The organism is Lentzea flaviverrucosa (genome assembly GCF_003350445.1).
Lineage (GTDB): Bacteria > Actinomycetota > Actinomycetes > Mycobacteriales > Pseudonocardiaceae > Lentzea > Lentzea californiensis.
Map to the genome: position 1 here is coordinate 507,298 of NZ_QQAU01000005.1, position 21,292 is coordinate 528,589.

The 21,292-nt window shown below is 66.2% G+C and carries 21 protein-coding genes; 13 read left to right on the forward strand and 8 right to left on the reverse strand.

Going from position 1 to position 21,292, the window contains the following annotated elements; translation table 11 throughout:
- The first annotated feature begins 627 nt into the window (after positions 1–627).
- Positions 628–4,113 (forward strand): DNA-directed RNA polymerase subunit beta, encoded by a 3,486-nt coding sequence (rpoB, locus tag DFR72_RS19310; protein WP_090065879.1) that lies wholly within the window; start codon positions 628–630, stop codon positions 4,111–4,113.
- A 113-nt stretch (positions 4,114–4,226) separates the two neighbouring features.
- Positions 4,227–8,123 carry a DNA-directed RNA polymerase subunit beta' gene (locus DFR72_RS19315; RefSeq protein ID WP_090065878.1) on the forward strand — a complete coding sequence of 1,299 codons (3,897 nt, stop codon included), beginning with the start codon at positions 4,227–4,229 and terminating at the stop codon, positions 8,121–8,123.
- Positions 8,124–8,797: 674 nt separating this feature from the next.
- Here DFR72_RS19315 and DFR72_RS19320 read toward each other — a convergent pair.
- Positions 8,798–9,079 carry a DUF4287 domain-containing protein gene (locus tag DFR72_RS19320; protein ID WP_090065877.1) on the reverse strand — a complete coding sequence of 94 codons (282 nt, stop codon included), beginning with the start codon at positions 9,077–9,079 and terminating at the stop codon, positions 8,798–8,800.
- A gap of 39 nt (positions 9,080–9,118) precedes the next feature.
- Complete coding sequence (locus tag DFR72_RS19325; RefSeq protein WP_090066303.1) at positions 9,119–9,373, reverse strand: DUF418 domain-containing protein; 255 nt, start codon at positions 9,371–9,373, stop codon at positions 9,119–9,121.
- On the opposite strand from DFR72_RS19325, the gene DFR72_RS19330 reads away from it, so the two are divergent.
- Complete coding sequence (locus DFR72_RS19330) at positions 9,330–9,905, forward strand: TetR/AcrR family transcriptional regulator (RefSeq protein ID WP_211335461.1); 576 nt, start codon at positions 9,330–9,332, stop codon at positions 9,903–9,905. The two genes, DFR72_RS19325 and DFR72_RS19330, sit on opposite strands and share 44 nt — an antisense overlap.
- Here the strand turns inward: DFR72_RS19330 and DFR72_RS19335 are convergent.
- The 6 genes from DFR72_RS19335 to DFR72_RS44995 form a co-directional block, all read right to left on the reverse strand.
- Positions 9,902–10,339: a hypothetical protein gene (locus tag DFR72_RS19335; RefSeq protein WP_090065876.1), complete on the reverse strand. Its 438-nt coding sequence runs from the start codon at positions 10,337–10,339 to the stop codon at positions 9,902–9,904. The two genes, DFR72_RS19330 and DFR72_RS19335, sit on opposite strands and share 4 nt — an antisense overlap.
- A complete protein-coding gene (locus DFR72_RS19340) occupies positions 10,336–10,782 on the reverse strand; it encodes a hypothetical protein (protein ID WP_090065875.1) in 447 nt (148 codons plus the stop codon). Before DFR72_RS19340 ends, DFR72_RS19335 begins: the two co-directional genes overlap by 4 nt.
- A 90-nt stretch (positions 10,783–10,872) precedes the next feature.
- Complete coding sequence (locus DFR72_RS19345; protein ID WP_090065874.1) at positions 10,873–11,184, reverse strand: TFIIB-type zinc ribbon-containing protein; 312 nt, start codon at positions 11,182–11,184, stop codon at positions 10,873–10,875.
- 40 nt (positions 11,185–11,224) lie between these two features.
- Entirely contained in the window at positions 11,225–12,049 is an 825-nt protein-coding gene (locus DFR72_RS19350; protein ID WP_245983146.1) for a phosphotransferase family protein, read from the reverse strand.
- 42 nt (positions 12,050–12,091) lie between these two features.
- Positions 12,092–12,541, reverse strand: coding sequence for an LppU/SCO3897 family protein (locus tag DFR72_RS19355; RefSeq protein WP_090065873.1), 450 nt, complete (start codon positions 12,539–12,541; stop codon positions 12,092–12,094).
- Positions 12,542–12,563: 22 nt separating this feature from the next.
- Positions 12,564–12,893, reverse strand: a complete 330-nt coding sequence (locus DFR72_RS44995; RefSeq protein WP_090065872.1) for a hypothetical protein — start codon at positions 12,891–12,893, stop codon at positions 12,564–12,566.
- Between the two features lie 307 nt (positions 12,894–13,200).
- On the opposite strand from DFR72_RS44995, the gene rpsL reads away from it, so the two are divergent.
- The 10 genes from rpsL (at position 13,201) to rpsS (ending at position 21,272) form a co-directional block, all read left to right on the forward strand.
- Entirely contained in the window at positions 13,201–13,575 is a 375-nt protein-coding gene (rpsL, locus tag DFR72_RS19360) for a 30S ribosomal protein S12 (protein WP_030473471.1), read from the forward strand.
- Positions 13,575–14,045 carry a 30S ribosomal protein S7 gene (gene rpsG / locus DFR72_RS19365; RefSeq protein WP_030478293.1) on the forward strand — a complete coding sequence of 157 codons (471 nt, stop codon included), beginning with the start codon at positions 13,575–13,577 and terminating at the stop codon, positions 14,043–14,045. The genes rpsL and rpsG overlap by 1 nt, the downstream gene beginning before the upstream one ends.
- 77 nt (positions 14,046–14,122) lie before the next feature.
- On the forward strand, positions 14,123–16,225 hold the full coding sequence (fusA, locus tag DFR72_RS19370) for an elongation factor G (RefSeq protein ID WP_090065871.1): 2,103 nt from the start codon (positions 14,123–14,125) through the stop codon (positions 16,223–16,225).
- Positions 16,226–16,372: 147 nt separating this feature from the next.
- The gene (tuf, locus tag DFR72_RS19375) at positions 16,373–17,566 is read left to right on the forward strand and encodes an elongation factor Tu (protein ID WP_030478295.1); all 1,194 of its coding nucleotides are present in this window, start codon (positions 16,373–16,375) and stop codon (positions 17,564–17,566) included.
- A 587-nt stretch (positions 17,567–18,153) separates the two neighbouring features.
- Positions 18,154–18,459, forward strand: a complete 306-nt coding sequence (rpsJ, locus tag DFR72_RS19380; RefSeq protein WP_003938093.1) for a 30S ribosomal protein S10 — start codon at positions 18,154–18,156, stop codon at positions 18,457–18,459.
- Positions 18,460–18,486: 27 nt separating this feature from the next.
- Complete coding sequence (gene rplC / locus DFR72_RS19385) at positions 18,487–19,137, forward strand: 50S ribosomal protein L3 (RefSeq protein ID WP_090065870.1); 651 nt, start codon at positions 18,487–18,489, stop codon at positions 19,135–19,137.
- Entirely contained in the window at positions 19,137–19,823 is a 687-nt protein-coding gene (gene rplD, locus DFR72_RS19390; RefSeq protein WP_090065869.1) for a 50S ribosomal protein L4, read from the forward strand. Before rplC ends, rplD begins: the two co-directional genes overlap by 1 nt.
- The gene (gene rplW, locus DFR72_RS19395; protein ID WP_090065868.1) at positions 19,820–20,119 is read left to right on the forward strand and encodes a 50S ribosomal protein L23; all 300 of its coding nucleotides are present in this window, start codon (positions 19,820–19,822) and stop codon (positions 20,117–20,119) included. Before rplD ends, rplW begins: the two co-directional genes overlap by 4 nt.
- Before the next feature lie 19 nt (positions 20,120–20,138).
- Positions 20,139–20,972: a 50S ribosomal protein L2 gene (gene rplB / locus DFR72_RS19400; RefSeq protein WP_030478299.1), complete on the forward strand. Its 834-nt coding sequence runs from the start codon at positions 20,139–20,141 to the stop codon at positions 20,970–20,972.
- Between the two features lie 18 nt (positions 20,973–20,990).
- Positions 20,991–21,272 carry a 30S ribosomal protein S19 gene (gene rpsS, locus DFR72_RS19405; protein ID WP_030478300.1) on the forward strand — a complete coding sequence of 94 codons (282 nt, stop codon included), beginning with the start codon at positions 20,991–20,993 and terminating at the stop codon, positions 21,270–21,272.
- The last annotated feature ends 20 nt before the right edge of the window (positions 21,273–21,292 follow it).

Sequence of the window (21,292 nt, forward strand, 5' to 3'; positions counted from 1 at the left end):
AGGAGCGTCTCCACGCCCGTGCCCCGCCGTCACACATGTCCGTCGCCTGCGCGCACTGCTCTGCTGTCACGTGTGCCTCTGGCGGCACGCACGGCCCATCTGTGACGCCGCCGGCCCCGGCGCCGAACCGAGTCGTTTGGCCCGGCCCGGTGTCGGGTACCTGATCTCCGTCCCCTAAGATCAACTCCGCTGCGAGGACGTCACAGGAGCCCCAGATGCACCGTGGACAGGTCCTCCGCCAGCCCCGACACGCGTGAGCTCGATCACACAAATCTCGTGGCCCTCTGTAAGTCCACTTGAGGCCGTCAACTTCCCACCAAAACGACCGCACACGTGTTTGTGCAGGTCAAATGAGTGACTGCAAGTAAACAGCGCTCCATCCAGAGGGTGGATCGAGCCGCAACATCTTGACTGCGCGCTCATGCAGGGTCACTCTGTCGGTGAGCAAGAGGAGGGTCCTTCCAGGTGCCTCTCGACAGTCGCCGTGCGTGTGGCTAGACTGCCCCTTTGCGCTGCCCATTTTCCGCTTGCCCTTCGCCGAGAGCGTGGATTAGTCGAGCAGCGCCGCACCCTTGACAGCCGTGCTAGTTCGCTCTAGCCAGCTATTTGTCCCTGGAAGGACGCATCTTGGCGATCTCTCGCGCGACCAAGGCCACTGCTGCGACCAACTCCACGTCGGGGATCCCTGGAGCGCCGAAGCGGGTCTCGTTCGCGAAGATTAACGAGCCGCTTTCGACGCCCAACCTGCTTGACCTGCAGATCCAGTCCTTTGAGTGGCTGACCGGCGACGAGGCGTGGTTCCAGCGCCGCGTCGACGCCGGCGACGAGACCCCGACGGGCGGCCTCGAAGAGGTCCTCAACGAGATCTCGCCGATCGAGGACTTCTCCGGCTCCATGTCACTGTCCTTCTCCGACCCGCGCTTCGACGAGGTCAAGGCCTCGACCGAAGAGTGCAAGGACAAGGACATGACGTACGCGGCACCGTTGTTCGTCACGGCGGAGTTCACCAACCACACCACTGGCGAGATCAAGAGCCAGACGGTGTTCATGGGTGACTTCCCGATGATGACGAACAAGGGCACGTTCATCATCAACGGCACCGAGCGCGTGGTGGTCTCCCAGCTCGTGCGCTCGCCCGGTGTGTACTACGACACCGCGGTCGACAAGACGACCGACAAGGACGTCTTCAGCGTCAAGATCATCCCGTCCCGGGGTGCTTGGCTGGAGTTCGACGTCGACAAGCGCGACACCGTCGGTGTCCGCATCGACCGGAAGCGTCGCCAGCCGGTGACGGTGCTGTTGAAGGCTCTGGGCTGGAGCACGGAGCAGATTCGCGAGCGGTTCGCGTTCAGCGAGACGTTGCTGACCACGCTCGAGAAGGACCACACCGCGGGTACCGACGAGGCGTTGCTCGACATCTACCGCAAGCTGCGTCCGGGCGAGCCGCCGACGAAGGAGTCGGCGCAGGCCCTGCTGGAGAACCTGTTCTTCAAGGACAAGCGCTACGACCTGGCGAAGGTTGGCCGTTACAAGGTCAACAAGAAGCTGGGCCTGGACACCGAGATCAACACCGGTGTCCTGACCGAGGACGACATCGTCACGACGATCGAGTACCTCGTCCGGCTGCACGCCGGTGAGACGATGATGGACGCCGCCGCCGGTGGCGACGTGCCCGTCGAGGTCGACGACATCGACCACTTCGGCAACCGTCGTCTGCGCACCGTGGGCGAGCTGATCCAGAACCAGATCCGCGTCGGCCTGTCCCGCATGGAGCGCGTCGTCCGCGAGCGCATGACCACGCAGGACGTCGAGGCCATCACGCCGCAGACCCTGATCAACATCCGTCCCGTCGTGGCGGCGATCAAGGAGTTCTTCGGCACCTCGCAGCTCTCGCAGTTCATGGACCAGACCAACCCGCTCGCGGGTCTGACCCACAAGCGCCGCCTGTCGGCACTGGGTCCCGGCGGTCTGTCCCGTGAGCGCGCCGGCATGGAGGTCCGCGACGTCCACCCGTCGCACTACGGCCGCATGTGCCCGATCGAGACGCCGGAAGGCCCGAACATCGGCCTGATCGGTTCGCTCTCGAGCTACGCGCGGGTCAACCCGTTCGGCTTCATCGAGACGCCGTACCGCAAGGTCACGGACGGCCGGGTCACCGACCAGATCGACTACCTGACCGCGGACGAGGAAGACCGCTTCGTCAAGGCGCAGGCGAACTCGCCGGTCGACGACGAGGGCAACTTCACCGACGACCGCGTCCTGGTCCGCAAGAAGGGCGGCGAGGTCGAGTTCATCGACCCGACCGACGTCGACTACATGGACGTCTCGCCGCGCCAGATGGTGTCGGCCGCGACCGCCATGATCCCGTTCCTCGAGCACGACGACGCGAACCGCGCCCTGATGGGTGCGAACATGCAGCGTCAGGCCGTCCCGCTGCTCCGCTCCGAGTCGCCGCTCGTCGGCACCGGCATGGAGCTGCGTGCCGCCGTCGACGCCGGTGACGTCGTCGTCGCGAAGAAGACGGGTGTGGTCGAGGAGGTCTCCGCCGACTACATCACCGTCATGGCCGACGACGGTGCGCGCAACACCTACGCGCTGCACAAGTTCCGTCGCTCGAACCAGGGCACCTGCATCAACCAGAAGCCCATCGTGAACGAGGGCGACCGGATCGAGGCGGGTCAGGTCCTGGCCGACGGTCCTTGCACCGAGAACGCCGAGATGGCGCTCGGCAAGAACCTGCTCGTGGCGATCATGCCGTGGGAAGGCCACAACTACGAGGACGCGATCATCCTGTCGCAGCGCCTCGTGCAGGACGACGTTCTCACCTCGATCCACATCGAGGAGCACGAGATCGACGCCCGCGACACGAAGCTCGGCGCCGAGGAGATCACCCGGGACATCCCGAACGTCTCCGAAGAGGTCCTGGCCGACCTGGACGAGCGCGGCATCATCCGCATCGGTGCCGAGGTCCAGCCCGGCGACATCCTCGTCGGCAAGGTCACGCCCAAGGGCGAGACCGAGCTGACGCCCGAGGAGCGCCTGCTCCGCGCGATCTTCGGTGAGAAGGCGCGCGAGGTTCGCGACACGTCGCTGAAGGTGCCGCACGGTGAGTACGGCAAGGTCATCGGCATCCGCGTCTTCTCGCGTGAGGACGACGACGAGCTGCCTCCGGGCGTGAACGAGCTCGTCCGCGTCTACGTGGCCCAGAAGCGCAAGATCCAGGACGGCGACAAGCTCGCCGGCCGCCACGGCAACAAGGGCGTCATCGGCAAGATCCTCCCCGCGGAGGACATGCCGTTCCTCGAGGACGGCACGCCGGTCGACATCATCCTGAACACCCACGGTGTGCCGCGGCGTATGAACATCGGCCAGGTGCTGGAGACCCACCTCGGGTGGATCGCCAAGCAGGGCTGGAGCATCAACGGGGACCCGGACTGGGCGAAGAACCTGTCCGAAGACCTGATGGATGTCGAGCCCGGCACCAAGACCGCGACCCCCGTGTTCGACGGCGCGAAGGAAGAGGAGATCACGGGCCTGCTCGGCTCGACGATCCCGAACCGCGACGGCGAGCGCATGGTCAAGGAGAACGGGAAGGCGCAGCTCTTCGACGGCCGCTCCGGCGAGCCGTACCCGTTCCCCGTGTCGGTCGGCTACATGTACATCCTGAAGCTGCTGCACCTGGTGGACGACAAGATCCACGCGCGTTCGACCGGCCCGTACTCGATGATCACGCAGCAGCCGCTGGGTGGTAAGGCGCAGTTCGGTGGTCAGCGCTTCGGTGAGATGGAGTGCTGGGCGATGCAGGCGTACGGCGCCGCATACACCCTGCAGGAACTCCTCACCATCAAGTCCGACGACGTGCTCGGCCGCGTGAAGGTCTACGAGGCCATCGTCAAGGGCGAGAACATCCCGGAACCCGGTATCCCGGAGTCCTTCAAGGTGCTGCTCAAGGAGCTGCAGTCGCTCTGCCTCAACGTCGAGGTCCTGTCTTCGGACGGTGCCGCGATCGAGATGCGCGACGGCGACGACGAAGACCTGGAGCGCGCGGCCGCGAACCTCGGCATCAACCTGTCGAGGTCCGAGTCGCCCTCCGTGGACGACGTCGTCAACTAGTCACCTCGCCGGCTGGTGAAGGGCTGCCTCCGAGCCAAAAATCGGGCGCAGTCCTTCACCGGCCCTCCGACCAGCTCCTTTGCCACCGATCTAAAAAGGGGAAGAGAGTAGACGTGCTCGACGTCAACTTCTTCGATGAGCTCCGCATCGGACTCGCGACGGCGGACGACATCCGCCAGTGGTCCTTCGGCGAGGTCAAGAAGCCCGAGACCATCAACTACCGCACGCTCAAGCCTGAGAAGGACGGCTTGTTCTGCGAGAAGATCTTCGGTCCCACCAGGGACTGGGAGTGCTACTGCGGCAAGTACAAGCGCGTGCGCTTCAAGGGCATCATCTGTGAGCGCTGCGGCGTCGAGGTGACCCGTGCGAAGGTGCGTCGTGAGCGCATGGGCCACATCGAGCTCGCCGCTCCGGTCACGCACATCTGGTACTTCAAGGGCGTCCCCAGCCGGTTGGGCTACTTGCTCGACCTGGCCCCCAAGGACCTCGAGAAGATCATCTACTTCGCCGCCTACGTCATCGTGGGCGTGAACGCCGAGCTGCGCCACAACGACCTGCCGACGCTCGAGAGCGAGATGCAGGTCGAGCGCAAGCGCGTCGAGAACCGTCGTGACGCCGACGTGGAGGCCCGCGCCCAGAAGCTCGAGGCCGACCTGGCCGAGCTCGAAGCCGAGGGTGCCAAGTCCGACGTGCGCCGCAAGGTCAAGGAGGGTGGCGAACGTGAGATGCGCCAGCTCCGCGACCGCGCCCAGCGCGAGCTGGACCGCCTCGACGAGATCTGGTCCACGTTCACCAAGCTGGACAAGGCCCAGCTGATCGCGGACGAGCTGCTCTACCGCGAGCTCTACGACCGCTACGGCGACTACTTCACCGGTGCCATGGGCGCGGAGGCCATCCAGAAGCTCCTGGGTGACTACGACGTCGACGCCGAGTCCGAGATCCTGCGCGAGACCATCCGCAGCGGCAAGGGCCAGAAGAAGCTGCGTGCGCTCAAGCGCCTCAAGGTCGTTGCCGCCTTCCAGGCGACCCGCAACAACCCGCAGGGCATGGTCCTGGACTGCGTCCCGGTCATCCCGCCGGACCTGCGCCCGATGGTGCAGCTCGACGGTGGCCGTTTCGCGACGTCCGACCTGAACGACCTGTACCGCCGCGTGATCAACCGCAACAACCGGTTGAAGCGACTGATCGACCTCGGCGCGCCCGAGATCATCGTCAACAACGAGAAGCGGATGCTGCAGGAGGCCGTCGACGCGCTGTTCGACAACGGCCGCCGCGGCCGCCCGGTCACCGGTCCCGGTAACCGCCCGCTGAAGTCGCTGTCCGACCTGCTCAAGGGCAAGCAGGGCCGGTTCCGCCAGAACCTGCTCGGCAAGCGCGTCGACTACTCCGGCCGTTCGGTCATCGTGGTCGGCCCGCAGCTCAAGCTGCACCAGTGCGGTCTGCCCAAGCAGATGGCCCTGGAGCTCTTCAAGCCGTTCGTGATGAAGCGGCTCGTCGACCTCAACCACGCCCAGAACATCAAGTCCGCCAAGCGGATGGTCGAGCGTGCGCGCCCGGCCGTGTGGGACGTGCTGGAAGAGGTCATCACCGAGCACCCGGTGCTGCTGAACCGCGCACCCACGCTGCACCGCCTCGGCATCCAGGCCTTCGAGCCCCAGCTGGTCGAGGGCAAGGCCATCCAGCTGCACCCGCTGGTCTGTGAAGCGTTCAACGCCGACTTCGACGGTGACCAGATGGCAGTCCACCTGCCGCTGTCCGCCGAGGCGCAGGCCGAGGCCCGCGTCCTGATGCTGTCGTCGAACAACATCCTGTCCCCGGCGTCCGGCAAGCCGCTGGCCATGCCGCGTCTGGACATGGTGACGGGCCTGTACCACCTGACCCGTCACAAGGTCGGCGACATCGGCGAGGGCCACTCGTACTCGTCGCCCGCCGAGGCTCTGATGGCGTTCGACCGCAAGGTCCTGGGCCTGCAGTCGATGGTGAAGATCCGCGTCTCCGACAAGAACCCGCCCAAGGGCCAGGAGCCCGAAGGCTGGGAGCCCGGTCAGCCGTGGCTCGCGGAGACCACGCTGGGTCGCGTGCTGTTCAACGAGATCCTGCCGCAGGACTACGCCTTCATCAACGAGGTCATGCCCAAGAAGCGGCAGGCCATCATCATCAACGACCTCGCCGAGCGGTACCCGATGGTCACCGTCGCCCGGACGCTGGACAAGCTGAAGGACGCCGGTTTCCACTGGGCCACCCGTTCCGGTGTGACCGTTGCGATCTCGGACGTTCTCGTGCCTGCGGCGAAGCAGGACATCCTCGAGGAGCACGAGCGCCTCGCGGACGCCGTCGAGAAGCGCTACCAGCGCGGACAGCTCTCACACGACGAGCGCAACTCCGAGCTGGTCAAGGTGTGGACCAAGGCCACCGAGCAGGTCCACGAGATCATGGAAGACAACTTCCCCGAGGACAACTCGATCCGTGTCATCGTGCAGTCCGGCGCCGCCGGCAACATGACGCAGGTCCGTTCGCTCGCGGGTATGCGTGGTCTCGTCACCAACCCGAAGGGTGAGTACATCCCGCGCCCGATCAAGAACTCGTTCCGCGAGGGCTTGTCGGTGCTGGAGTACTTCATCGCGACGCACGGTGCTCGTAAGGGTCTGGCCGACACCGCGCTGCGCACCGCCGACTCGGGTTACCTGACCCGTCGTCTGGTGGACGTCTCGCAGGACGTCATCATCCGCGAGGTCGACTGCGGTACCACCCGTGGCGTGCAGATGACCGTCGGCGAGCAGCTGGGCGACAAGGTCGGCATGCACGAGTTCGCGCAGACCTCGGTCTACGCCCGCACGGTGGCGGACGACATCACCGACGCCCAGGGCAACCTGGTCCTGAACCGCGGCGACGACCTCGGCGACCCGGCACTCGTGTCGCTGGTCGAGGCCGGCATCCTCCGCGTGAAGGTGCGCTCGGTGCTGACCTGCGAGTCCCCGGTCGGTGTGTGCGCGTCCTGCTACGGCCGCTCGATGGCGACCGGCCAGCTGGTCGACGTCGGCGAGGCCGTCGGCATCGTCGCCGCCCAGTCGATCGGTGAGCCCGGCACGCAGCTCACGATGCGTACGTTCCACCAGGGCGGTGTGGCCGGTGACGACATCACGACCGGTCTGCCCCGTGTCCAGGAGCTCTTCGAGGCCCGCGTCCCGAAGGGCAAGGCGCCGATCGCCGACGTGGACGGCCGCGTCCGCATCGAGGACGGCGACCGCTTCTGGAAGATCACGCTGATCCCGGACGACGGCTCCGAGGAGATCGTGTTCGAGAAGCTGTCCAAGCGTCAGCGTCTCGCCAACACGGCCACCGGCCCGCTGCAGGACGGCGACCACGTGTCCGTCGGCCAGCAGCTGCTGGAAGGTACGCCGGACCCGCACGAGGTCCTGCGTGTCATGGGCCCGCGCGAAGCGCAGCTGCACCTCGTGGGCGAAGTCCAGAAGGTGTACCGCGCCCAGGGTGTGGCGATCCACGACAAGCACATCGAGGTCATCGTCCGGCAGATGCTCCGCCGGGTCACGATCATCGACTCCGGCGCGACCGAGTTCCTGCCCGGTTCGCTGGTCGAGCGTGCGGACTTCGAGTCGGGCAACCGCGCCGTCGTCGCCGAGGGTGGCGAGCCGGCCGCTGGTCGTCCGGTGCTGATGGGTATCACGAAGGCCTCGCTGGCGACCGACTCCTGGTTGTCCGCGGCGTCGTTCCAGGAGACCACTCGTGTGCTGACCGACGCTGCTATCAACGGGCGTTCGGACAAGCTCATCGGTCTCAAGGAGAACGTGATCATCGGTAAGTTGATCCCGGCTGGTACCGGTATCAACCGCTACCGCAACATCCAGGTCCAGCCGACCGAGGAGGCTCGCGCTGCTGCTTACGCGATTCCTTCTTACGACGACGGGTACTACACGCCTGACGTCTTCGGTACTGGGACTGGTGCCGCGGTGCCGCTGGATGACTACGACTTCGGGCGGGATTACCGGTAGTTCGTAGCTTTGTAGTTCGGAACGGCCCCTGGAGCTTTGGCTCTGGGGGCCGTTTTGTTGTGTTCGCGGCTGTTGTGGGTGGCGACTTGGCGGGTGTTCGCCTTGGCGAGTGGTCGCCTTGCGGGCGGCCTGGTCGCCCTGCGTGCTTCCCCTGGGGCTCTGCCCCAGACCCCGGCAATCTGATCAGGGGGTCCACGCCACGGGTGGGTTGATGGCACGCCTGTTGCGTTGGGCGGCTGCCTGTTGCTTCGAGGGTGGCGTGGCGGTGGGGTCCCATCACGAGCCGAGCCAAGAGCGGGCCACAGCTAGGTAGGGGTGTCAACTCGACGAAAAGCGTGTCGAGTTGACACCCCTACCTAGCTGCAGCAAGAGCTATGGCGCGACTCGTGATGGGACCCCACCGCCTGGCCCGTGTGGAAGGACGGCTCGCCTGCGGCGTCGCGTGGGGGAGGACTGCTCGCCTGTGGCATCGCGTGGGGGAGGACGGCTCGCCTGCGGCGTCGCGTGGGGGAGGACTGCTCGCCTGCGGCGTCGCGTGCGGGAGGTAGCGGCTTTTCTTCGGCCTCGTGTGGGTCCAGGACGGCTCGTCTTTGCTTGCGGGAGTGTCAGACCTGCTCTGTACGTTGGGTCGCGGGGGACGCTTAATTCAAGGGGACCCCTGCCTTGGCCTGCCGTCAGCGGTTGGCGATGCCGTCCAGGCGGAGCGTTGTCGAGGCGTCTCGGTGGCTGCCGGTGGCGCCCACGTGCTTCTCGCTGATCTGCGCGCCGTTCTTCAGCACGTGGTAGAGCGCCATGCCGTGGCCTCGGCCCAGGTCGTAGTCGGTCTTCAGCCATTCCAGGACCACGCTTGCCTTCGTGGTGCCGTCGAAGCCGCGTTCTGCGGCTGCCGTCAGCAGTTCGGCCGGGGTCTTGCCGGTCTTCTTCTCCGCGCCGTCGAGGTAGGCCTGGAAGGACATCGTGGTCTCCGTTCGTCGTGGTGACCGAAGCTTAGACAACTATTGCTGTACGGACAAGATTTGTTTTCGGCTGGGCCGGTAGGTGAGTCTGCGGAGGAGTGTTTCGGCTGGGCCGGGGCGGTTGGCGTGGCGCAGGGCGTTGGCCAGCAGGACGGTGGCCAGCCAGGTGCAGAGTGCGATGCCTGAGGCTGATGCGTAGCTTGTTGGGGCGTTAAGATACGGCGCCGTAGCTTGTAAGGGAAGGTGGCGCGTGACGTCGGAGCGGCGGCGCGGGGAAGTGCTGGTTCGTGCCATTCATGAGGCGGCTCTGGCTGAGCTGGTCGAGGTCGGTCTTGGTCAGGTCAGCATGGAGGGCGTTGCGCGTCGGGCTGCTACGGCGAAGACCGTGCTCTACCGGCGGTGGGCTTCGACCCACGAGTTGCTGCTCGATGCGTTGGCGCAGGCGCATCCGGTGGAGGTTCCGGCGCCGGGCGCGGACGACCTGCGTGCTGATCTCATCGGCGCGCTCACGTTGCTGACTGACTGGATGCGGACTCCGGCGGCGGCTGCCGTGTCGGCGATCCTGGCTGAGCGGGACCGGCATCCGGAGTTGGTGGAGGCCCTGTACCGGCGGGTGTTCGACCCGAGGGGTGCCACGTTCACCACGACGGTGCTGCGGCACTACGCCGACAGCGGGCGGGTGGATCCTCGGCGGTTGACGTCCGTGACCACGCAGATCGGTGAGGCGTTGGTGTTCAAGCTGTCCATCGACCTCGGGCGCGTGCCCGACGCCGGCGAGGTGGCGGCGATCGTGGACGAGGCGATCCTGCCCGCGCTCGGGCTCTAGCGGCGGCGGGCTCGGGCCAACGCTCGGGCGCGGATGACCAGGTCGTCCACCAGGTGCTCGTCGACCAGGGGTGGGATGCCGGACTCGTCGGTGCAGCAGCGGGGCTTGGTGCGCTTCTCCGAGAGGCGGGGGCGGACGCCGGCCATCTCGTAGAGGGCTTCGTAGAGGTCCAGGCCCGGGTCGTCGTCGTGCGGGCCCACCAGGAGTACCCACACGACTTCGGGGGAGGGGAAGGCGACCACTGCGCGGTCGGCTCCCCGGAGGTGCTTCACGCAGAGGCGGGGCAGGGGTTCCGGGCCCGTCACGCGGTAGCCCAGGGCCGCGCAGCCCGAGTGGGCGAGCTCGTCCAGGAAGCGTTCGTAGGCGACGCGGGCGCGGCCGCGCAGGCCGTTCGCCTGGGCGTGTGCGGTGGGGGTCTCGACTACCTGGATCAAGCTGAGCGGACCACGCGTCCCTTGCCGCTGCGCATCTCGTCGAGGGACGAGGCCAGGTCGGGGCGGTCCAGCAGTGACTGGTCGCTCAGGCGGCGGTGGACCTCGTCGATGAGGCCGCGGGTCTTGCCGGCGCGGCGGAGGTCGGACACCAGGTGGAGGACCTCGTGCAGGCGCACGGTGTCGAGCAGCATGCGCGGTTCCTGGCTGTGGATGGCGAGTACGCCCTCGCGGGCCCAGGCCTTCACGGTCTTCTCGGTGAGGTCGAGCAGTTCGCCTGCCACCACCGGACGGACCGGCGGGGCTTGGCGCAGGGTCTTGGCCACCACGCCGTCGAGGCGGCGACGGCGTTCGTCGCCCTCCGACAGGGATGATGCGACGGCTTCCAGCTCTTCGATCGTGTCGAAGAGGTCTCGGATGTGGGCGGCCTCGGTCGCGACGGACATGGCTACTCCTCCCGTTGACTACCGATTATCCACCTGTTTCTCGGTAGTCGTCAACGGCCCCGGACCAGAGATCCGGGGCCGTCGCGCACATCAGGAGGAGAAGAAGAGGCCACCGAGGCCGCGGTGCTTGCGGTGGCCGTAGCCGCCGTAGCCCGCGTGACCGCCGTGGTGGTGGTGGACCTGCTGCGGCGCCGCACCCCAGGCGGGCTGGGCCGGCTGCGGGTAGGCAGCGGGCGGCGGCGCGGCGACGGGCGGAGGAGCCTGCATCTGGGCCTCGAGGCGCGTGATCGACTCGAGCTCGCCGTAGTCGAGGAAGACCCCGCGGCAGCCGTCGCACTGCTCGATGTGAACGCCCATGCGGTCGAACGTGCGCATGTTCGCATGACACTTGGGACACTGCATCGTGGTGAGCCTCCTGCGGTGGGACCGGACAAAAACGATATTAGCCGCGGTCACTGCTCTCGTGCGTCGCGACGATCCGACGACAGGCTTCAACCAGCGGTTCCACTGCCTGCAGCCCGGACATGAGTGCCCGAGCCGCCATCTGCACAACGTACGCCTGAGCCGGGATGTTGAGTGCTTCCCATTCAGATGTCGGCAGAGCCACCCCACCCGTTTCACGGTACGTGTTGAGGAACCGCGCCCAGAGGTCGTCGGGCAGTACCCCCGCGGCGAACAAAGCCGCAGGTCGCGCCAGGTCCCACACCGGATCGCCGACCCCGAGGTCGTCCACGTCGATGAGCCGCCAGGCACCCCGGTGCACCAACTGCCCGAGATGCCAATCGCCGTGGATCAACGCACGGCCATTCATGTCCAACGGCGGTAGGACTTCGTAAGCGCGCAACACCACGTCTGCATGCGGCACGTCCGGCGGCAACGCTTCAATAGCGCGCACAATCCGTTCCGGCGTACCGGCCACGGGCCCTCGCGCGGGCAATGCGTGCAGCTTCGCCAGCAGTGCCGCGCTCTCCTCCCACGGCGCGCCGTCGGGATCGGCCTGACTCACCGGCGTCCCGTACGGCCACAGCGTCACCGGCCGGTCGTCCACGAACTGCAACGGCTTCAACGGTGGCAGCATCAACTCGGGATGCGCCGCCGCGATCTCCAGCCGTTGCTCGAGAGCCTCGACGTCGGTGTCCGCGGGCAACGCCTTGGCCACCACGTCACCGACACGCACCACCACGACCTCGCCGCGGTCACCGCCGAGCACCTCGGGGTCGGCGGAGGAGCCGGTCAGCGAGGCCATCGCCCTGATCAGGTCGTCCACGCGCACAGTGAATCAGGCCTGCGCGTGCGCAAGGCCGTGGCCTCAGCGGGAGATGCAGATCGTCCTCACCGGCTGCGGGTACGTCCTGGCGTCGTCACCGCCGCACAGCGCCCGGTCCGACTTGCCGTCGACGACCTTCGTGACCTTGCGCGTCCCGGTCCCGCACGCCACCCGTTCGAAGTACTGGTTGACCGCCCGGAGGCAGTCGCCCTTCTGCACGTTGAGGACGTAGCAGAGCCGCGTCTTGCCGTTCGTCCTCGACCGCCCGGAAGACTCGGTCAGGTAGTCGCCGGTCGGGCACATCGTGCGGCGCTCACGCGAAGACACGCGGTACATGGCTTCTTGGGACGCACAGTCCACTTCGGTCATCTCGACGTTCGTGTTGTCGAGGTCGACCGGTTTCGCGCACTCGCCGACGCCGGCCTGCTCGTGCCAGCCGGAGCACCCGGACAGCACGAGGGCCAGAGCCACGGCGAGGGGGACGACCTTCACGGCTTCTCCAGGCAGACGGTCATCATGGGATCGGGACAGGTGCGGGCCTCGTGGTCACCGCACAGCGAGCGGTCGGCGGGAGCAGTGACCTTCGACACCCGCTTGTGCCATATGTGACGCGCTCTTGGAACGCGTTGCCCTGCTTGAGGCAGTCGCCCGTGGACACCCCTTCTTCCGCTCTGGCTTTCACGAGCCGATATGCAGTATCGGCCGTTGTGCGGCCGGCCTCGTCCATGTCGAACTTGCCGTCTGACGTGCTGATCGGTTCGGTGCAGTCGCCCGCCTCGGGCTCCGAGAGCATGTCGCCGATGATGAAGTAGTAGCCGGGCACGACCAGCAGGTTGAGCTTCAAAGCAGGTTCTCCGTCGTGCGAGTGGCGTCGGTGCCGGGCGATATGTCTACTGCAGGTGCGGGTGCGGTACCCCCGTTTTGACCCAGGTAGACGTGGGCGGGTATCTTTGCTACCTGTGCCCGACCCATGTCGGGCCGCTCCGCGTGCCCGTGAGGCCGCGGTGACCTCCACTCGCAGGGGCAGTTGAACTGTTGCCTGTGGACCTTGGGAGCGGGCGACACGCCCGACCTCGGGTGCAGAGAGGGATCAAGAAACACGAGGGTGGACCGGAAGGCGAACCCTCAAAGACGGAAGAAGCAGCCGGCGAATGCCAACGATCCAGCAGCTGGTCCGCAAGGGCCGCCAGGACAAGGTGGCCAAGCAGAAGACGGCGGCCCTCAAGGGCTCGCCGCAGCGGCGCGGTGTGTGCACCCGCGTTTACACCACCACCCCCAAGAAGCCGAACTCCGCACTGCGCAAGGTCGCTCGCGTCAAGCTGACCAGCGGTATCGAGGTCACGGCCTACATCCCCGGTGAGGGTCACAACCTCCAGGAGCACTCGATGGTGCTCGTGCGCGGCGGTCGTGTGAAGGACCTGCCGGGTGTTCGCTACAAGATCATCCGTGGCTCTCTCGACACGCAGGGTGTCAAGAACCGCAAGCAGGCTCGCAGCCGCTACGGCGCGAAGAAGGAGAAGAGCTAATGCCCCGCAAGGGACCGGCCCCGAAGCGGCCGCTTATCTCTGACCCGGTGTACAGCTCGCCGCTCGTGACCCAGCTCATCAACAAGGTGCTGGTCGACGGTAAGCGCTCCGTGGCCGAGAAGATCGTCTACGAAGCCCTCGAAGGTGCTCGCGAGAAGACCGGTACCGACCCGGTCGTCACGCTGAAGCGCGCCCTGGACAACGTGAAGCCGTCGCTGGAGGTCAAGAGCCGCCGCGTCGGTGGTGCGACCTACCAGGTGCCGATCGAGGTCAAGCCGGGCCGTTCGACCACGCTGGCGCTGCGCTGGCTGATCACCTTCTCCCGGCAGCGCCGTGAGAAGACGATGGTCGAGCGTCTGATGAACGAGCTGCTCGATGCGAGCAACGGCCTCGGTGCGAGCGTCAAGCGCCGTGAGGACACGCACAAGATGGCCGAGTCCAACAAGGCCTTCGCCCACTACCGCTGGTGATCTGACGCCCGGTCTCGGTGAGACCGGGCTCTCCCAGCCCTAGTGAGCGCCACAAGCTCAAGACAGGGGAAAGACCCGTGGCACAGGACGTGCTCACTGATCTTGCCAAGGTCCGCAACATCGGGATCATGGCCCACATCGACGCGGGCAAGACCACGACGACTGAGCGGATCCTCTTCTACACGGGGATCAGCTACAAGATCGGCGAGGTGCACGACGGCGCTGCCGTGATGGACTGGATGGAGCAGGAGCAGGAGCGCGGCATCACGATCACGTCGGCCGCGACGACCTGCTACTGGAAGAACCACCAGATCAACCTGATCGACACGCCGGGCCACGTCGACTTCACCGTCGAGGTCGAGCGCAACCTGCGCGTCCTCGACGGCGCCGTTGCCGTCTTCGACGGCAAGGAGGGCGTCGAGCCGCAGTCCGAGCAGGTCTGGCGGCAGGCGACCAAGTACGACGTCCCGCGCATCTGCTTCGTCAACAAGATGGACAAGCTCGGCGCGGACTTCTACTTCACGATCAAGACGATCCAGGACCGGCTCGGCGCCAAGCCGCTGCCGCTCCAGATCCCGATCGGCTCGGAGAGCGAGTTCATCGGTGTCGTCGACCTGATCGAGATGCGCGCGCTGACCTGGCGTGGCGAAGTCCAGAAGGGTGAGGACTACGCCATCGAGGAGATCCCCGCGGATCTGCTCGAGAAGGCCCAGGAGTTCCGCGAGCAGCTGCTCGAGGCCGTCGCCGAGACCGACGACGACCTGACCGAGAAGTTCTTCGACCAGGGCGACCTGTCCGTCGAGGAGATCAAGGCCGGCCTCCGCAAGATCGTGGCCGCGGGCTCCGCGTACCCGATCCTGTGTGGCTCCGCGTTCAAGAACAAGGGCGTCCAGCCCATGCTCGACGCGGTCATCGACTACCTGCCGTCGCCGCTCGACCTCCCGCCGGTCGAGGGCACGCTGCAGGACGGCGAGACCATCGTGAAGCGCAGCCCGTCCACGGACGAGCCGTTCTCCTCGCTGGCCTTCAAGATCGCCGTGCACCCGTTCTTCGGCAAGCTGACCTACATCCGGGTCTACTCGGGCAAGGTCGCTGCGGGCACCCAGGTCATCAACGCGACCAAGGACCGCAAGGAGCGCATCGGGAAGATCTTCCAGATGCACGCCAACAAGGAGAACCCGGTCACCGAGGCCATCGCGGGCCACATCTACGCCGTGATCGGTCTCAAGGACACCACCACCGGTGAGACCTTGTGCGACCCGCAGCACCCGATCGTGCTCGAGTCGATGACCTTCCCCGAGCCCGTCATCCAGGTGGCCATCGAGCCCAAGACGAAGGCGGACCAGGAGAAGCTCGGCACCGCGATCCAGAAGCTGGCCGAGGAGGACCCGACGTTCCGGGTCAACCTCGACCAGGAGACGGGCCAGACCATCATCGCCGGCATGGGCGAGCTCCACCTGGACATCCTGGTGGACCGCATGCGCCGCGAGTTCAAGGTCGAGGCCAACATCGGCAAGCCTCAGGTGGCGTACCGGGAGACCATCCGCCGTGCGGTGGAGAAGTACTCCTACACCCACAAGAAGCAGACCGGTGGCTCCGGCCAGTTCGCGAAGGTGCTCGTCACCGTCGAGCCGCTGGAGAAGAAGGAAGACGGCGCGCTCTACGAGTTCGTCAACGCCGTCACCGGTGGTCGCATCCCGCGTGAGTACATCCCGTCGGTCGACGCGGGTGCACAGGACGCGCTGCAGTACGGCGTGCTGGCGGGCTACCCGCTGGTCGGCGTGAAGGTGACGCTGCTCGACGGCGCCTACCACGAGGTCGACTCCTCGGAAATGGCGTTCAAGATCGCTGGTTCGATGGCCCTCAAGGAAGCCGCCCGTCAGGCGTCTCCCGCGATCCTCGAACCGCTGATGGCCGTCGAGGTCACGACGCCCGAGGAGTACATGGGCGACGTGATCGGCGACCTGAACTCCCGCCGTGGCCAGATCCAGGCCATGGAGGAGCGCAGCGGTATCCGTGTCGTCAAGGCACTGGTCCCGCTGTCGGAAATGTTCGGGTACGTGGGCGACCTGCGGTCGAAGACCCAGGGTCGCGCCAACTACTCGATGGTGTTCGACTCCTACGCAGAGGTTCCCGCGAACGTCTCGAAGGAGATCATCGCGAAGGCGACCGGGGAATAGTCCCCAACCGGAGCACCGCAGTTCCACCGCGGGCTCTCCGGGGGTGAATCCCTGGGGTCCGCATTTTCCGACCCTGACGTGTAGTCCGGCGGGTGGCCACCAGATACCCGCCGGACCAGCAAAAAAGAAGTCCAGGAGGACAATCCAGTGGCCAAGGCGAAGTTCGAGCGGACGAAGCCGCACGTCAACATCGGCACCATCGGTCACATCGACCATGGCAAGACCACGCTGACCGCGGCGATCTCCAAGGTTCTGCACGACGCGTTCCCCGATGTCAACGCCTCGTTCGCGTTCGACCAGATCGACAAGGCGCCGGAAGAGAAGCAGCGCGGCATCACGATCTCGATCGCGCACATCGAGTACCAGACGGAGAACCGTCACTACGCGCACGTCGACTGCCCCGGGCACGCCGACTACATCAAGAACATGATCACCGGTGCGGCGCAGATGGACGGCGCCATCCTCGTGGTCGCGGCGACCGACGGTCCCATGCCGCAGACGAAGGAGCACGTCCTCCTGGCCCGCCAGGTCGGCGTTCCCTACATCGTTGTCGCCCTGAACAAGGCCGACATGGTGGACGACGAGGAGATCCTGGAGCTCGTCGAGCTCGAGGTCCGCGAGCTGCTCTCCGAGTACGAGTTCCCGGGCGACGACCTGCCGGTCGTGCGCGTTTCGGCGCTGAAGGCGCTGGAGGGCGACGAGACCTGGGGCAAGTCCGTGCTCGAGCTCATGGCCGCCGTTGACTCGGCGATCCCGGAGCCGGAGCGCGACACCGAGAAGCCGTTCCTCATGCCCGTCGAGGACGTCTTCACGATCACCGGCCGCGGCACCGTGGTGACCGGTCGTATCGAGCGCGGCATCATCAACGTGAACTCCGAGATCGAGATCGTCGGAATCAAGGAGACGTCGAAGAAGACGACCGTCACCTCGATCGAGATGTTCAAGAAGTTCCTCGACGAGGGCCGCGCCGGCGACAACGCCGCGCTGCTGCTCCGCGGCATCAAGCGCGAGGAGGTGGAGCGCGGCATGGTCATCGTCAAGCCGGGCACCACGACCCCGCACACCGAGTTCACCGCGCAGGTCTACATCCTGTCGAAGGACGAGGGTGGCCGCCACACGCCGTTCTTCAACAACTACCGTCCCCAGTTCTACTTCCGGACGACGGACGTGACCGGCGTTGTGACGCTGCCCGAGGGCACCGAGATGGTCATGCCGGGTGACACCACCGGTATGGACGTCAAGCTGATCCAGCCGATCGCCATGGACGAGGGCCTCCGCTTCGCGATCCGCGAGGGTGGCCGCACCGTCGGCGCCGGCTCGGTCACCAAGATCCTCAAGTGATCTAGCTCCACCAGTTCGGCGTGAAGCCGGGCCAGCGATCTTCGTTGGCCCGGCTTTCGTCGTCAAGACAGAAATTGTGCGGCAGCTCACGTCGGGTTGTCGCAGGCGCGCGGGTGAAGAGCCGTCGTCGGGAACCCGTTGCCGGACAATGAAACCGGCGCGGCCGTCGCTCCACATGCGACGGACGGCAGTGGCTCACCGGCCAAGATCCGCACGTGATCTGGGTCCAACTCACCCGCCCCGATTTGGAGTGCCCCACGCTCGTGTGGCATTCTTTACGGGTTGCTCGATGAAGGCCGGGTCGCATCCGTGCGTCCCCGAGTCCTTCTGATCGAGCGTCCGCGCCCTGTTAGTGAACGCCTCCTTGCGGAGATGGGCATCAGGGTGCATGGGCTGTGTGGTAGGCCCAATCCCACCGGGGAGACCTTGAGTGGGACCGGTATGCGCATCGGGCGCGACACGCCCGACCGCGTGGACCGGGCACCATGACACTTCAACAGGGGCGGAGCGCGCCAAGAGGCTGTAAAAGGCCTCATCCGAGGCACCGCCCGCAGCGGTTACGAGAAGCAGAGGAACGGCAAGCCATTATGGCGGGACAAAAGATCCGCATCCGGCTCAAGGCCTACGACCACGAAGCGATCGACGCGTCTGCGCGCAAGATCGTGGAGACCGTGACGCGCACCGGCGCTCGGGTCGTCGGACCTGTGCCGCTGCCCACTGAGAAGAACGTGTACTGCGTCATCCGCTCGCCGCACAAGTACAAGGACTCGCGCGAGCACTTCGAGATGCGCACGCACAAGCGGCTGATCGACATCCTCGACCCGACGCCGAAGACGGTTGACGCGCTCATGCGCATCGACCTGCCGGCCAGCGTCGACGTCAACATCCAGTAAGCGTCGGGCGCGGAGAGTAACGGACCTATGTCTGACAGGCAGATGAAGGGCATCCTGGGCACCAAGCTCGGCATGACTCAGGTCTTCGACGAGAACAACCGGGTTGTCCCGGTGACGGTCGTCAAGGCTGAGCCCAATGTCGTGACCCAGGTACGCACCGAAGAGAAGGACGGCTACACCGCCGTCCAGCTGGCGGCCGGCGCGATTGACCCGCGCAAGGTCAACAAGCCCGTCGCGGGCCACTTCGCCAAGGCCGGGGTCACGCCCCGTCGCCACCTGGTGGAGCTGCGCACGGCGGACGCCAGCGAGTACACGGTCGGCCAGGAGATCACCGCTGAGGTGTTCGAGGCCGGCGCTGTTGTCGACATCACCGGCACCAGCAAGGGCAAGGGCACCGCGGGTGTCATGAAGCGCCACAACTTCAAGGGCCTCGGCTCCAGCCACGGCACCCAGCGCAAGCACCGCTCGCCGGGTTCCATCGGCGGCTGTGCCACGCCTGGTCGCGTCTTCAAGGGTCTGCGCATGGCTGGCCGCATGGGCCACGAGCGTGTGACGACCCAGAACCTGAAGGTGCACAAGATCGACATTGAGAACGGGCTGCTGCTCATCAAGGGCGCGGTTCCCGGTCCCAAGGGCGGTCTGGTGTTCGTCAAGACTGCTGCGAAGGGCGGTGCCTGATGTCGACTGTTGAGATCCGCACCCCGGACGGCAAGACCGCCGGCTCTGTCGAGCTGCCGGCTTCCGTCTTCGACGCGCAGGCCAACGTGGCGCTGCTGCACCAGGTCGTCGTGGCCCAGCAGGCCGCCGCGCGCCAGGGCACGCACTCCACGAAGACCCGCGGCGAGGTGTCCGGCGGTGGCAAGAAGCCTTACCGCCAGAAGGGCACCGGCCGTGCCCGCCAGGGCTCGACCCGTTCGCCGCAGTTCGTCGGCGGTGGCGTCGTCCACGGCCCGCAGCCGCGCGACTACTCGCAGCGGACGCCCAAGAAGATGAAGGCCGCCGCTCTGCGTGGCGCCCTCTCCGACCGGGCTCGCGCGAACCAGGTCCACGTCGTGTCCGGCCTGGTGGACGGGGACACCCCGTCGACCAAGACCGCGCGCAAGGTCCTGGAGTCGGTCACCCAGGCTCGTCGCGTTCTCGTGGTGCTCAACCGCACCGACGAGGTCGCGTGGGTCAGCGTGCGGAACCTTCAGCACGTGCACGTGATCGCGCCCGACCAGCTCAACACCTACGACGTGCTCGTCAACGACGACGTGGTGTTCACCAAGGACTCGCTCGACGTGTTCCTCGCCAGCAAGTCCCAGCAGGGTTCTGGCTCGGCTGAGGCCACGGCGGTCGTAGTGGACGAGGAGGGTTCCAAGTGATCCCCGACCACAGGGACATCTTGCTCGCGCCGGTCATCTCCGAGAAGTCCTACGGGCTGCTCGAGGAGAACAAGTACACCTTCTTGGTGGCGCCGGGGTCGAACAAGACCCAGATCAAGATTGCCGTGGAGAAGGTCTTCGGCGTCAAGGTCGTCAGCGTCAACACCATCAACCGCCAGGGCAAGCGCAAGCGGACCAAGAGCGGTTTCGGCAAGCGCAAGGACACGAAGCGCGCGATCGTCACGCTGTCGGCTGACAGCAAGTCGATCGAGATCTTCGGCGGCCCTGCCGCCTGATGACGAGGACTGCGTAGAGATGGGCATTCGCAAGTACAAGCCGACGACGCCTGGTCGTCGCGGTGCGAGCGTCTCCGACTTCGCCGAGATCACTCGGTCGACTCCGGAGAAGTCGCTGATCCGCCCGCTGCACAAGCTGGGTGGACGCAACGCGTCGGGCAAGATCACCACGCGTCACAAGGGCGGCGGTCACAAGCGGGCTTACCGCCTGATCGACTTCCGTCGCAACGACAAGGACGGCGTGCCGGCCAAGGTCGCTCACATCGAGTACGACCCCAACCGCACCGCGCGCATCGCGCTGCTGCACTACGCAGACGGCGAGAAGCGCTACATCATCGCCCCGGAGAAGCTCAAGCAGGGTGACACGGTTGAGAACGGCCCCAAGGCCGACATCAAGCCGGGTAACAACCTGCCGCTGCGCAACATCCCGGTCGGTTCCGTGATCCACGCGATCGAGCTCCGCCCCGGTGGCGGCGCGAAGATGGCTCGCTCGGCTGGTGCCTCGGTCCAGCTCGTGGCGAAGGACGGTCCGTACGCCCAGCTGCGGTTGCCCTCGGGCGAAATCCGCAACGTGGACGTGCGCTGCCGCGCCACGCTCGGCGAGGTCGGCAACAAGGACCACCAGAACATCAACTGGGGCAAGGCCGGCCGCATGCGGTGGAAGGGCAAGAAGCCCACCGTCCGCGGTGTCGCCATGAACCCCGTTGACCACCCGCATGGTGGTGGTGAGGGTAAGACCTCCGGTGGTCGCCACCCGGTGAACCCGGCTGGTAAGCCCGAGGGTCGCACCCGCCGCCGTAAGCCAAGCGACAAGCTCATCGTCCGGCGTCGTCGCACCGGTAAGAAGCGCTGAGCAGGGAGGGAGTGAAGGATGCCTCGCAGCCTTAAGAAGGGTCCCTTCGTCGACGACCACCTGCTCAAGAAGGTGGACGTTCAGAACGAAGCGGGCAAGAAGACCGTCATCAAGACGTGGTCCCGCCGCTCCACGATCATCCCGGACATGCTGGGTCACACCATCGCGGTGCACGACGGCCGCAAGCACGTCCCGGTGTTCGTGACCGAGGCGATGGTCGGGCACAAGCTGGGCGAGTTCGCCCCGACCCGCACCTTCAAGGGCCACATCAAGGACGACCGGAAGTCTCGTCGCCGCTAGGCGTCGAACTGAGAAGAGCA